Source organism: Firmicutes bacterium HGW-Firmicutes-1 (genome assembly GCA_002841625.1).
Lineage (GTDB): Bacteria > Bacillota > Clostridia > Lachnospirales > Vallitaleaceae > HGW-1.
In genome coordinates this window covers 13,978-26,406 of sequence record PHAG01000004.1, presented here as the reverse complement: position 1 = coordinate 26,406, position 12,429 = coordinate 13,978, and the positions used below count along the sequence as shown (strand labels likewise).

Here is a 12,429-nt window from a genome sequence, read left to right as displayed (position 1 = left end):
AATGAGCAATAGTGAGGTGATGTAGCCTATGAATAAGAAAATAAGAGTGCTTGTTTTAGACGATAGCCTGATGTTTAGAGAGGTGTTGTCGAGAGGAATTTCAACAGATCCCTCAATAGAGGTAGTAGCCAAGGCAGTTGACCCTTTTGATGCTAGAGATAAAATATTGGAATATAATCCAGATGTAATGACCTGCGACGTTGAGATGCCTAAGATGAATGGAATTGAATTTATTAAGCGTTTATTACCGCAATATCCACTTCCTGTTATAGTTGTGAGTGCTATAAGTGATTCTGTATTTGACGCTATGAATGCAGGTGCCGTGGACTTTGTGACAAAACCAAATGTTCAATCTCCACAAAGTGTGGAATTATTTATCAAAGATTTAATAACGAAGATTAAAATAGCAGCAGCTTCGAAGGTAATCAAATCAATATCTTCTTCTCGGGGTTGTTTAGAACGTAACGGCAGTATGGATATGAATAAGGTGATAACAATTGGTGCATCTACAGGTGGTACAGAGGCTATTTACAAGGTTTTAAAACAATTACCGGCACAAATGCCTGGCATATTGATTGTACAGCATATCCCGCCGGTGTTTTCTAAAATGTTTGCAGATAGACTTAATGATCAAACTCATTTTTCTGTAAAGGAAGCAGCATCGGGAGATTATTTAGAACCGGGTATTGTGCTGGTAGCTCCAGGAGACCAACATATGGCGGTGAAGAAAATTGGTGATAGATACAAGGTCGAAGTATTTTATGGAGATAGGGTTAATGGACATTGCCCATCAGTTGATGTCCTATTTGAAGCTGTTGCAAAAGAGTGCAAAACGAACGCTTTAGGAATTATTCTTACAGGTATGGGATATGATGGAGCGAAAGGACTACTATCTATGAGACGAAAAGGAGCAAGGACGATAGGACAGGATGAAGAATCTAGTGTTGTTTATGGTATGCCAAAAGTCGCTTTTGATGTTGGTGCAGTTGAAAAACAAGTTTCTCTGGACAATATTCCAGAGACACTTTGTAATATGTTAAAGTAATGCCTATGGAAATCATAATTGGTCTTGGCGAATATGCCATTTCAAAAAGCAAGGAAGATGTCATTAAGACCTATGCACTGTCGTCGTGTGTGGCGGTGACTGTCCATAGTCCCTTGAGACAAGTTGGTGGAATGATTCATATTGTATTACCAGATCACAAAATGAGTGACAGTCCACAAACTAGTGCTGGTTATTATGCAACCTTGGGTCTACCTTATCTTGTGCAGAAAATATTGAATGATTTCGGTTGTTTAAAGCACGAACTAGTTATTCGTCTCTTTGGAGGTGCAAGTTCAATTGAAAAAAATGATGTATTTAATATTGGCAATAAAAATATAGAAGCCATTACGAATATTTTAGATGAAATGAAGTTGAATTACTTTTTATCTGAGGTTGGAGGCAACATAAGCCGAACTATAGAGATGGATGTAGCATCAGGAGCCGTTAAGGTGTATGCTCAACCGATTAAAGTATAAATGGAGGTAAATCATATGCCGGAATTTACATATAAGCTAAAAGAAAACAATCAAGAAAGATTAGCAACAACATTAGCTTGTATTGGTGATGGTGTAATTTCAACAGACATGAATGGCGTTATAGGTTTTATTAACAGAAAAGCGCAATTAATTACTGGCTGGAAAGACGAATCTGCAATTGGGAGACCGTTTAGTGAGGTTTTTTGTATTATTAACAGTAGTACAGAGGATATAATAGAAACAAAATTATTTGATGTAATAAATTCGTGCGAGGTTATCGGTTTAACAAAAGACTCTGAGCTTATTTCCAAAAATGGTGATAGATATGGCTTATCGGCGAGCTTTTCAGCGATAAAAAATAGTGAAGAAGAAGTGATTGGTGTAGTTGTTGTATTTAGAGACATTACCAGAATTAAAAACATGGAAATGGATCTTCTTAGGGAAAAAAACAATCTACAGACAATGTTTGAGCTTATGCCCTTAGGTATGATAGTCGTTAATCAAGATAGAGTGGTACAAAGAGTGAATCAAACTTTACTTGATATGTTTGAAATTGAAAAAGAACAGACGATTGACCAATTGATTGGGGATGGGCTTCAATGTCTGAATAGTTTCCAAATGGGATGTGGAAAAGGTCCCAAATGTCATTATTGTGGACTTAGAAAAGAATTGAATAATGTTTTCATTACTGGGGAATACACAAAGGATTTAATTATTAACATGAGATTCTCAATTAATGAAATGACTGTAAGTGCTTGGTATAAGGTTAATTTTGCACCAATAAGAACAGAAAAGGATAACAATCTAATTATAATTATTGAAGACATTACTAATATAAAGAAAGCAGAGCTTGAACTACAAAGTGCAATGGAACAGGCAGAATCAGCAAATAAAGCCAAAAGTGAATTTTTAGCTAACATGAGTCATGAAATTAGAACACCATTGAATGGTATTGTAGGTATGATTGACTTGACATTGCAAACTGGCTTAGATGAGGAACAGAAGGACAACTTACATACAGCAAAGACATGTGTTGATGCGCTTCTTAATATTATCAATGATATTTTGGATTTCTCTAAGCTAGAAGCTGGTAAGCTTACGATTAATTCACAAGCTTTTAATATGAATCACGTTCTTGATGATGTAATCAAGGCTCATTATGGGCATGCGCAAGAGAAGGGATTACATATTCATGCAGAATTAGTAGGCGATATTCCAAATGATTTGATTGGAGATTCGAATAGGCTTAAGCAGGTAATCAATAATCTTGTAAGCAATGGATTGAAGTTTACAGAATATGGTGAAATTTTTATAAAGGTACAAGAACTCTCAAGAACTACAGAATTCCTTGAACTAAAGTTTTCAGTTTCAGATACTGGAATAGGGATTTCATCTGAAGGTATGACAAAACTATTTAAAAGTTTTAGTCAGATAGATAGTTCTTTCACTAAGCAATATGGTGGAACAGGGTTAGGATTAATCATAAGCAAACAATTAATTGAAATAATGGGTGGGAAAATATGGTTGGAAAGCGAAAAGGATAAAGGCAGTACGTTTTACTTTTCCTTAAAGTTTAAGATTGGACAACCTAACCAGACTACACCAAGGATTGCAATTAAAGAAATGAAAAATAAGCGATCAGGACATATTTTGTTGGTTGAAGATGATAAAATCAATCGAACTGTTGTAACAAGAATGCTACAAGAATTGGGATATACATTAGATACTGCTTGTAATGGAATTCAGGCACTTTCTTTGCATAGTAACAATACATATGATGTAATTTTAATGGATATTCAAATGCCGGAAATGGATGGAATTGAAGCTACAAAATATATTCGTAAAAGTGAAGGAAGCTTAAAGCACACGCCGATTATCGCCTTAACAGCATTTGCGCTGTTAGGGGATAGAGAAAAATTTTTAAACATAGGAATGGATGAATATATTTCTAAACCAGTAAAGATAGAGAAATTAATTTTACTTTTAGATGCTTTTATTTATCATAAGGAAAGTCTTATGCTTGGGGTTGAAGTGCAAAGGACTAATATAGAAAAAATGGATTTTAATAATGTTCAGATGGTAGAAAAGGTATTTGCAGAATTAAAGGCTATTGATGATGGCAAGCAGGTTGTAAAGATTGAGAAAAAGGCCCATCAACTAAAAGGATTGTTTGAGAAAATGGATGAAATTGAATTAAAGTCCTTGGCTTTTAAAATTGAACTAGCCGCAAGGCGCGAAAATTTAGAGCAAGTCATTGAAAATATTGAAAAGGTAGAACAAGAATTATTGAGGAGGCAATTATTATGAAAAAAATTTTAATCGCAGAAGATGATTTGGTAAGTAGAAAATTTTTGAATAAAGTGCTCTGTAAGTATGGTGAATGCGACCTTGTTGTTGATGGTTTAGAGGCGATTGATGCTTATTTAATGTCAATTAGAGAAGAAGAGCAATATGATTTGATTTGTCTTGATATTATGATGCCTAAGGTTGATGGCGTAAAGGTTTTGAAAGCGATTAGAGATCTAGAGGTTCAAAATGAAATACCACCAGAAAAAAGAGTTAAAATAATTATGACAACTGCACTTGGAGAAACGCAAGTGGTGCAAACTGCTTTTGAATATGGTTGTGATGCATATGCTTCAAAACCAATAGACACAGCTAAATTATTTGAGGTAATGGAGAAATTAGGGTTACTTAATAGCGAAGAACTTACCTAGAAGATAAAAAAAATGGATAACCTAATTATTCTTGACAATAATAAGGGAGAGAAAAAACTCCGTTATTAGAGGTGCAAGATGAACAAACCTAAAAGTACAAAAAATACTAGAAAGCTAAAAGAAAAGAGAAAGGCATTAGGGTTATGCATAGATTGTAGTCGTCCCCATCAGACTGGGTTTTTAAGATGCCACGACTGTTTAGAGATACAAGCAGAGTATGCAAGAAGAAAAAGAAAGGGAGAACAGATAGATAAATAAGAGATAATGATAGTATTTTATAAGTTACCAAAATGCTATTGACAAATCTTCTATTTATGGTATTATATATCTTGTCACTTTTGGAGGGATTCCCGAGTGGCCAAAGGGGGCAGACTGTAAATCTGTTGGCACCGCCTTCGAAGGTTCGAATCCTTCTCCCTCCATTGTATGCCCGAGTGGCGGAACTGGCAGACGCACAGGACTTAAAATCCTGCGATCGCGAGATCGTACCGGTTCGATTCCGGTCTCGGGCATCATTATGAAATAAGTAAAATTTGCTTGTCACTTTAAGAACAAAAAGACTTGACTAAAATTAGTTTTGTTGATATAATCATGAAGTTGCAAAAATGTTTGCCCAGATAGCTCAGTCGGTAGAGCAGAGGACTGAAAATCCTCGTGTCGCTGGTTCGATTCCGGCTCTGGGCACCACATGCGGGTGTGGTACAATGGTAGAACATCAGCCTTCCAAGCTGAATACGTGGGTTCGATTCCCATCACCCGCTTTTGCGCGCGAGTGGCTCAGTGGTAGAGCATCGCCTTGCCAAGGCGAGGGTCGCGAGTTCGAATCTCGTCTCGCGCTTATTGTATTTAATCTTTCAAATGGATAAATACAATAAGCTTTTTTTTTGGATTTTATTGTGAATTAAAGAAACTTGATGGGTAGTCGCCAAGCGGTAAGGCACAGGACTTTGACTCCTGCATTCGAAGGTTCAAATCCTTCCTACCCAGTATAAAAAGTACAGCATATAAATAGTATGCTGTTTTTTAATCCAGTAGGAAAGCTCTACTTTTCACGAAGCATAGAACAAAGCGTTAGATAGCATAAATTATTATGTAACGCGCTGACAAGCGCTTTGTTCTATCCGACGATTTTTTAATTTACTAGGAAAGTTCTGCATAAACAATTGGAAAAGCGGCAGGAAGGTAACGAGAATTTTAATTCGGAGCAGCTGATTTTCTTGATGAATTAAAAAAGCTATCTCTCCATAGGAATTTTACATCCTACTTCAAAATAGCTCCTATCAATCAATCTATGCTCTGCTTTTATTATATCTATTTCTATCCGCTTCTCTAAGCATCTTTTTCCTCAATCTAACTGAATCAGGTGTCACTTCAACCAACTCGTCCTCTGCAATAAACTCTAAGGCCTCTTCTAATGAAAATGTTCTAGGTGGAGCAAGTTTAACCGCATCATCATTACCGGATGATCTAGTATTGGTCATTTTCTTCTCTTTGCAAGGATTAACAGTCATGTCATCCTTTCTAGAGTTAATACCAATGAGCATTCCTTCATAAACTTCAGTACCAGGTGGAATAATCATAATTGCTCTTTCAGAAAGACTGTTCAACGCATATGGAGTTGAAGTACCTTGTTCTCCAGAGACAAGAACACCATTATTTCTTTGTGGTATTTCGCCTTTAAAAGGTTCGAAGCCAATTAAAGTACGAAGTATGGTTGCTTCACCACGAGAATCCGTAATCATTTCAGTTCTAAAACCTAACAAGCCTCTTGTAGGAACAACATATTCCAGCTTAGTAAAGCCTTTATCGGATTCCATATGTTCCATTTGACCTTTTCTCATACTTAGGCTAGAAATTGCTGCGCCAACATATTCGTCAGGTAAGGAGACAATTACTCGCTCTACTGGTTCTACCAAAGTATCTCCGTCTCTATGCATAATAACTTCAGGTTTGGAGACGCTAATTTCATAACCTTCTCTTCTCATATACTCAATTAATACTGATAAATGGAGTTCACCTCTACCAGATACCTTAAAACCATCAACGCCACCAAGCTCTTCGATTTTCAAGCCCACGTTAATTTCAAGCTCTTTATCTAATCGTTCCTTTAAGTGTCTAGATGTAACGAATTTTCCTGATCTACCAGCAAAAGGAGAGCTATTAACAAGAAAATTCATTGATAATGTTGGTTCTTCGATTTGAATTAATGGTAATGGAATAACATTATCAATATTACAAATTGTCTCACCAATAGAAATATCAGGAATACCTGAAATTACTGCGATATCACCACTAAATATTTCCTTTTGAGGAACTTGCTTTAAGCCTGCATAATTATATAGCTTAGATACCTTAGCAGTAACAACGGATCCGTCAAACTTTGAGATAGCAACTTGTTGGCCTTCTTTAAGCGTTCCACTATATACTCTACCAATACCTAATCTACCAATGTAATCATCATAGCCTAATGCTGAAACTTGAAATTGAAGTGGTTCCTCATCTTTATCAGGATATGGGTCCACGTGATTAATAATTGTATCAAATAAAGGACCTAAATCTTCATTTTCATGTTCTAGTTCATGGAGTGCGATACCATCTCTACCAACACCATAAAGAACAGGGAAATCTAGTTGTTCATCGGATGCATCTAAATCAACAAATAAATCAAAAGTCATATTTACAACTTCCGTTGCACGTTGGTCTTTTTTATCTATTTTATTTATAAATAAGATTGGTCTTAAGTTGTGTTCTAATGATTTTTGGAGAACAAATCTGGTTTGAGGCATCGGCCCTTCGCTAGAATCGACTAATAGAATAACAGTATCTACTGTTTTAATAATACGCTCTACTTCAGATGAGAAATCGGAGTGACCAGGGGTATCTACGATGTTAATTTTGTAATCTCCGTATTGAATAGAGCAATTTTTTGAATATATTGTGATGCCACGTTCTCTTTCTAAATCATTACTGTCCATTACACAGTCAATTACTTCTTCGTTTTCTCTGAAAACACCACTTTGACTTAAAAAAGCATCAACCAGGGTTGACTTTCCTGCATCTACGTGAGCGATGACTGCTATATTAATAATTTTTTTCTTAGCCATTTTAAAAAACCTCTACTTTCATTGCTTAAAATAATTTTTTACCCAAGCCTATAGTGTACTACTAAATGCAGAATAATGCAATGGACAAGTAATACAGATATAGTTTGTATATATCTATGTTTATGTGAAAAATTCATATATTTTATAATACACCCCCTATAGGAACACCTATTAGGAGGTGTATAATAAAATATTATTTGCTTATAAACATTTGAGTAAACATATTACCGTAGCTACCACCTTCAACAATACCAATTCCGATGTGAGTATAATCTGAACTTAATATATTAGCTCGGTGTCCTGGTGATTTCATTAATGCATCGTGAGCAGCTTGAACGGTTTGATTGCCAGCGATATTTTCACCTGCTTTTATATATTTAATTGAAAAACTTTTCATCATATCAAAGGGGCTTCCATAAGTTGGTGAATTGTGACTGAAATAGTTATTGTCAATCATATCCTTTGCTTTCGTTCTTGCAACATTAGCCAAAGTTGTATCCACTTTTAAAGCTGGCAAATTATTTTCTTCTCTTGCTTTATTAACTAAGGTTACCATTTGCTGCTCAGCAGCGCTAAGAGAAGTTGAATTCGTATTTGTGTTCGCGGCATCTTTATTATTAGTGTTGTTATTATTGTTGTTAGGGGCTGTGGTACCATTTCCGTTTGTATTAGCATTGTTTTGTTTCGTGCCAACAGTTGTAGGGTTCCTAGGAGTAGTTGGAGCAGCAGGGGTTCTTTGCGCTACAGAGGGCATATCAACGGGTGTAGTTGCATCGACTATTGGTTTAGCTTGTTTTTCAGGAATAAACCCAATACTATTATCTGGTAGTTGAACTGCATACCAGTCGTTAACCTTATTAATCACTTCATATTTAGCATTTTGATCGGCAGTATCGAGTACTGCTGCATTGTTAGAACAACCTGAACGTATATCTGCTGTTGGGGTGATAACTTGTATTTTCTTAATATCACCGGTTTGAGAAACTGAGGATTCCGTTCCATCAAGAACAGCTTCTTCTTTACAGGAAGTTAAAACAAAAAGAAAAACTGCGATTAGAACAATATTTTTTAATTTCATATTCATACCTCCATAAAAAATCATTGTGAACAAGTATAGTTAGTATGAGTAGTTCTGAGATTTTTATAACAGATTGACCTTGTAAGATAATGGCTTAAATAGAATAAATCCCTCAAAATACTAATAAGAATATAATAAATAAGGTTAGCAGGTGGATATGAAAAGAAAACTTGGATTTCTATGGACATCTTTTATTGTCCTACTTCTTATGATCAGCGTGTTATCATTTAACAAAAATGCCAATTTAAAAAGAGTTATTAAAATTGCAGGGGTGCAAATTGAAGAAAACCAATTATGGGTAGAAGTAGCTTTAGAAGATCATAAACATATGGTAGTGATTAGAGAAGGAGAGACTATTTTAAAGGAAATGCCTTGTTCAGGAGGTACAGATGAAGAACCTACAGTAATGGGTGTTTTTTATTTAGAAAACCGTGGTGAGTGGTTTTACTCAGAACGTTTTGATGAAGGTGCATTGTATTGGGTAAGGTTTTATGAGCAGTATTTGTTTCATAGTGTTCCAGTAGATAAAAAATTTAATGTAATTGAAGAAGAAAAGAATTTAATAGGTAAAGCTGCTAGTCATGGATGTATACGATTATTAGAAGAAGATGCAAAATGGTTTTACTTTAATGTACCTGATGACACGATGGTGGTTATTCATGATTAGCTTTGCATTGCCAAAGGAAATGAGGTATAATCAATAGAATTACAGCATAGAAGTAGGTGAACAAATGAAGGTATTATTAGTAGGTATTAACGCAAAATTCATTCATTCTAATCTTGCAATTAGGTATATGCAAAAATATGCAAATAGAGATGGTTATCGAGTGGACATTGCTGAATATACCATCAATCAAAATATTGACACAATATTATCAGATATTTATAAACAAAAGCCAGATGTGCTTGGTTTTTCTTGCTATTTATGGAACATAGAGATGGTAATTAAAATAATGAATGCGTATAAGAAAATTGCAAAAGGTACCTTTATTATTTTAGGTGGCCCAGAAGTATCATATGAAGCAGAGAAAATAATGGCAGAAGAATTGGAAATTGATGCTATTATTTGTGGTGAAGGAGAAGAACCTTTTAAAGCATTATTAACGAGTTTGGAAAAGCAAAATACTTCACTAGACAATATCCAGAGTCTTGTATATAGAAAAAACAATAACATTATTAAAAATACATCTAGAGAACCTCTTTTCATGGATGAATTGCCGTTTGTTTATGAAGAAGGTATTGGGGATCTTGAAAATAGAATTATTTACTATGAATCATCAAGAGGTTGTCCTTTTAATTGCCAATATTGCTTATCCTCTATCGAAAAGGGTGTAAGGTTTAGGAGTTTTGAAAAGGTCAAGAAAGAGTTGCAGTTTTTTTTGGATCAAAAAGTGGTGCAAGTAAAGTTTGTAGATCGTACGTTTAATTGTAAAAAAGATCATGCTATGAATATATGGTCCTTTTTACATTTAAAAGATAATGGGACAACCAACTTTCATTTTGAAATATCAGCAGATTTATTAGATGATGAAATGATTGCTTTTTTAAATACAGTTAGGCCGGGTTTGTTTCAATTTGAAATAGGGGTTCAATCCACTCATGAAGCAACAATAGAAGCTATAAAAAGAAAAACAAATTTTATTCAAATTGTTGAAAATGTGAAAGCTTTAAAGAGTAGTCAAAATATACATTTACACTTAGACCTTATTGTTGGGCTACCTCATGAGGCATACGCTACTTTTGCAAGGTCTTTTAATGATGTCTACTGTCTCAAACCAGAACAGCTTCAAATTGGCTTTTTAAAGGTTCTAAAGGGATCTGGAATGCACGAAAAATGTGAAGAATACAAGATCAAATATAGAGATTACGCGCCTTATGAAGTTCTATGCACAAAGGATCTGGATTACTTAGAGATAGAAAAATTGAAGATGATTGAGGAAATGGTAGAATTGTATTACAATAGTGGACATTATGATAATACCGTTTTATACTTAGAGAGATTTTTCGATACTTCTTTTGGATTTTATGAGGCACTAGCAAGTTTTTGGGAAGACAACCATTATCATAAAATAAGTCATTCAAAGACAAGCATAGCAACAATTATGAAGGATTTTGGCCATCAGTATAAGGATATAGATATCATTTTTTTAAAAAATGTCATTAAATTAGATTGGTGTTTACAGGAAAAGATTAAAAAATTCCCTGATTGGCTTGAATGTACTGAAGCCTATTCAAAGGAAATAAACAATTTTTATAGAGATGAAAATAATATTTCCCATTATATACCTCAACTTAGGGAATATTCTTCAAAACAGGTTAGTAGAATGGTGCATATTGAGATTTTTGACTATGATATGACAAAATATCAAAATTCAATAGGGATTGAAATCGACAAAAAAAGGACTGCGCTCCTATTTAATTACTTTGATAGAGATAGGATGCGACATAATCCACGTGTTTTTGAAGTCCAGCTAGTCTAGTTTATTTCCGCGGAAATAAACATATTTCCATGGAAATAACATAAGGAGGATATGATGTCTAATTATGAGAGAATTTCGAAAATTATAGAATTGCTTAATACGTATTATGTCGATAATACAAAGTGCTATTTAGACCATGAAACGCCTTGGCAGTTGCTGATTGCAACGATATTAAGTGCGCAATGTACAGATGCGAGAGTGAATATCGTGACTAAAACATTATTCGAGAAATATACGAGTGTTGAGGCTTTTGCAAATGCTGATATCATAGAATTAGAAAAAGATGTTAAAACTACAGGGTTTTATAGAAATAAAGCCAATCATATTAAAGCTTGTTGTAGTAAACTCTTAACTGATTTTGGTGGAGAAGTACCGAGTGAAATTGATTTGCTAACATCCTTACCGGGTGTAGGTAGAAAAACGGCAAATGTTATTAGGGGTAATATTTATGAGATTGAAAGTATTGTAGTAGATACACACGTGAAACGATTATCTAAAAAGTTAGGATTAACAGTGCATGAGGACCCTACTAAGATTGAATTTGATTTAATGGAAGTGTTGCCTAAAGAGGTTTGGATTCGATATAATACTCAAATTATCGCCCATGGACGGGCTATCTGTACAGCGAGAAATCCAAAATGCTCTCAGTGCTTTTTGTTAGGTCATTGCCCTTGGGGTCAGGAAAATGTGGTATACCAGTCATCAAAACATAAAACGGAGGATAAAAAATGAAATTAGCAATTGCAACAGATGGACAACAAGTTTCTAAACATTTTGGAAAATGTGAGGTATTTACTCTTTGTGAAATCGTCGAAGGAGAATTAATAAATAAAGTAGAGGTAGACACCAGAGAACATTTACATGGTGAATTAGCACAATATCTAAAAGATCAAGGTGCAGATGTGATAATTGCTGGTAGTATGGGCAGTGGGGCATTGGAAAAAATAGAGGCTTTGAAGATTCTAGTCTTCCCAGAAGTAGAAGGGGAGATAGAGGATGTAATTAAAAATTATTTAAACGGTTCCTTAACTACAGATGCACCTTCTTGTGATAGTTGTCATTCCTGTAAATGTAAGCAGTAATTCCAAATAATTAAAGTAACAGCCATCCTATGGATGGCTGTTTGTATATGTTAGGTTCTATGTAACTACAAGGCACGTACGCCTTCTTCGCCAGTTCTAATTTTAATAACATTTTCGACGGGATAAATAAAAATCTTTCCATCACCAATTTCGCCTGTTCTTAGTACCTCGGTTGCCGTATCAATAACAGTTTGAACTGGAACTTCACAAACCACCATTTCCACTTTTATTTTGGGCAATAAATTAATAGATACTGGAACACCACGATACATTTCGGTGACACCTTTTTGCATACCACAACCAAGAACTTGAGTAACTGTCATGCCAGTAATTCCAATATCATTGAGTGCTTCTTTTAATGCTTCAAACTTAGAAGGACGTGTAATGATATCAATTTTAGTCATTTTATCAGCCATGAAAAACCCCCCTTATTCAGTATTGATTGTT

The 12,429-nt window shown here is 34.8% G+C and carries 12 protein-coding genes and 6 tRNA genes; 15 read left to right on the top strand and 3 right to left on the bottom strand.

Going from position 1 to position 12,429, the window contains the following annotated elements; translation table 11 throughout:
* Positions 1-28 precede the first annotated feature (28 nt).
* The 11 genes from CVU84_05900 to CVU84_05850 all read left to right on the top strand — a co-directional run bounded on the left by CVU84_05900 (position 29) and on the right by CVU84_05850 (position 5,225).
* Positions 29-1,045 (top strand): chemotaxis response regulator protein-glutamate methylesterase, encoded by a 1,017-nt coding sequence (locus CVU84_05900; GenBank protein PKM95214.1) that lies wholly within the window; start codon positions 29-31, stop codon positions 1,043-1,045.
* Positions 1,045-1,521 (top strand): archease, encoded by a 477-nt coding sequence (locus CVU84_05895; GenBank protein ID PKM95213.1) that lies wholly within the window; start codon positions 1,045-1,047, stop codon positions 1,519-1,521. The genes CVU84_05900 and CVU84_05895 overlap by 1 nt, the downstream gene beginning before the upstream one ends.
* A complete protein-coding gene (locus CVU84_05890) occupies positions 1,522-3,828 on the top strand; it encodes a hybrid sensor histidine kinase/response regulator (protein PKM95212.1) in 2,307 nt (768 codons plus the stop codon).
* Positions 3,825-4,238 (top strand): response regulator, encoded by a 414-nt coding sequence (locus tag CVU84_05885; protein PKM95211.1) that lies wholly within the window; start codon positions 3,825-3,827, stop codon positions 4,236-4,238. Before CVU84_05890 ends, CVU84_05885 begins: the two co-directional genes overlap by 4 nt.
* Positions 4,239-4,316: 78 nt before the next feature.
* Positions 4,317-4,496 carry a hypothetical protein gene (locus CVU84_05880; GenBank protein ID PKM95210.1) on the top strand — a complete coding sequence of 60 codons (180 nt, stop codon included), beginning with the start codon at positions 4,317-4,319 and terminating at the stop codon, positions 4,494-4,496.
* Between the two features lie 82 nt (positions 4,497-4,578).
* Positions 4,579-4,660 (top strand) — tRNA-Tyr (locus CVU84_05875).
* Between the two features lie 6 nt (positions 4,661-4,666).
* Positions 4,667-4,753: transfer RNA gene (locus tag CVU84_05870), tRNA-Leu, on the top strand.
* Positions 4,754-4,849: 96 nt separating this feature from the next.
* Positions 4,850-4,925: transfer RNA gene (locus CVU84_05865), tRNA-Phe, on the top strand.
* A 3-nt stretch (positions 4,926-4,928) separates the two neighbouring features.
* A tRNA-Gly gene (locus tag CVU84_05860) sits at positions 4,929-4,999 on the top strand.
* A 5-nt stretch (positions 5,000-5,004) separates the two neighbouring features.
* Positions 5,005-5,076, top strand: a tRNA-Gly gene (locus tag CVU84_05855).
* Positions 5,077-5,153: 77 nt separating this feature from the next.
* A tRNA-Gln gene (locus CVU84_05850) sits at positions 5,154-5,225 on the top strand.
* 302 nt (positions 5,226-5,527) lie between these two features.
* Here CVU84_05850 and typA read toward each other — a convergent pair.
* Entirely contained in the window at positions 5,528-7,342 is a 1,815-nt protein-coding gene (gene typA, locus CVU84_05845; GenBank protein ID PKM95209.1) for a translational GTPase TypA, read from the bottom strand.
* Positions 7,343-7,535: 193 nt separating this feature from the next.
* Entirely contained in the window at positions 7,536-8,426 is an 891-nt protein-coding gene (locus CVU84_05840) for a serine protease (GenBank protein PKM95208.1), read from the bottom strand.
* A gap of 202 nt (positions 8,427-8,628) precedes the next feature.
* On the opposite strand from CVU84_05840, the gene CVU84_05835 reads away from it, so the two are divergent.
* From CVU84_05835 to CVU84_05820, 4 genes are all read left to right on the top strand, one after another.
* Positions 8,629-9,087 carry a hypothetical protein gene (locus CVU84_05835; protein ID PKM95367.1) on the top strand — a complete coding sequence of 153 codons (459 nt, stop codon included), beginning with the start codon at positions 8,629-8,631 and terminating at the stop codon, positions 9,085-9,087.
* Between the two features lie 64 nt (positions 9,088-9,151).
* Positions 9,152-10,900, top strand: coding sequence for a B12-binding domain-containing radical SAM protein (locus tag CVU84_05830; protein ID PKM95207.1), 1,749 nt, complete (start codon positions 9,152-9,154; stop codon positions 10,898-10,900).
* A 54-nt stretch (positions 10,901-10,954) separates the two neighbouring features.
* Complete coding sequence (gene nth / locus CVU84_05825) at positions 10,955-11,632, top strand: endonuclease III (GenBank protein ID PKM95206.1); 678 nt, start codon at positions 10,955-10,957, stop codon at positions 11,630-11,632.
* Positions 11,629-11,982 carry a dinitrogenase iron-molybdenum cofactor gene (locus tag CVU84_05820; protein PKM95205.1) on the top strand — a complete coding sequence of 118 codons (354 nt, stop codon included), beginning with the start codon at positions 11,629-11,631 and terminating at the stop codon, positions 11,980-11,982. The genes nth and CVU84_05820 overlap by 4 nt, the downstream gene beginning before the upstream one ends.
* 65 nt (positions 11,983-12,047) lie before the next feature.
* Here the strand turns inward: CVU84_05820 and CVU84_05815 are convergent, their stop codons facing one another.
* Positions 12,048-12,398 (bottom strand): P-II family nitrogen regulator, encoded by a 351-nt coding sequence (locus CVU84_05815; GenBank protein PKM95204.1) that lies wholly within the window; start codon positions 12,396-12,398, stop codon positions 12,048-12,050.
* Between the last annotated feature and the right edge of the window lie 31 nt (positions 12,399-12,429).

Excerpts from the sequence above, each read along its gene's own strand:
- CVU84_05900 (PKM95214.1), top strand. The coding sequence starts at position 29 with ATGAATAAGAAAATAAGAGTGCTTGTTTTAGACGATAGCCTGATGTTT.
- CVU84_05895 (PKM95213.1), top strand. The coding sequence starts at position 1,045 with ATGCCTATGGAAATCATAATTGGTCTTGGCGAATATGCCATTTCAAAA.
- CVU84_05890 (PKM95212.1), top strand. The coding sequence starts at position 1,522 with ATGGAGGTAAATCATATGCCGGAATTTACATATAAGCTAAAAGAAAAC.
- CVU84_05885 (PKM95211.1), top strand. The coding sequence starts at position 3,825 with ATGAAAAAAATTTTAATCGCAGAAGATGATTTGGTAAGTAGAAAATTT.
- CVU84_05880 (PKM95210.1), top strand. The coding sequence starts at position 4,317 with ATGAACAAACCTAAAAGTACAAAAAATACTAGAAAGCTAAAAGAAAAG.
- typA (PKM95209.1), bottom strand. The coding sequence starts at position 7,342 with ATGGCTAAGAAAAAAATTATTAATATAGCAGTCATCGCTCACGTAGAT.
- CVU84_05840 (PKM95208.1), bottom strand. The coding sequence starts at position 8,426 with ATGAATATGAAATTAAAAAATATTGTTCTAATCGCAGTTTTTCTTTTT.
- CVU84_05835 (PKM95367.1), top strand. The coding sequence starts at position 8,629 with ATGATCAGCGTGTTATCATTTAACAAAAATGCCAATTTAAAAAGAGTT.
- CVU84_05830 (PKM95207.1), top strand. The coding sequence starts at position 9,152 with ATGAAGGTATTATTAGTAGGTATTAACGCAAAATTCATTCATTCTAAT.
- nth (PKM95206.1), top strand. The coding sequence starts at position 10,955 with ATGTCTAATTATGAGAGAATTTCGAAAATTATAGAATTGCTTAATACG.
- CVU84_05820 (PKM95205.1), top strand. The coding sequence starts at position 11,629 with ATGAAATTAGCAATTGCAACAGATGGACAACAAGTTTCTAAACATTTT.
- CVU84_05815 (PKM95204.1), bottom strand. The coding sequence starts at position 12,398 with ATGGCTGATAAAATGACTAAAATTGATATCATTACACGTCCTTCTAAG.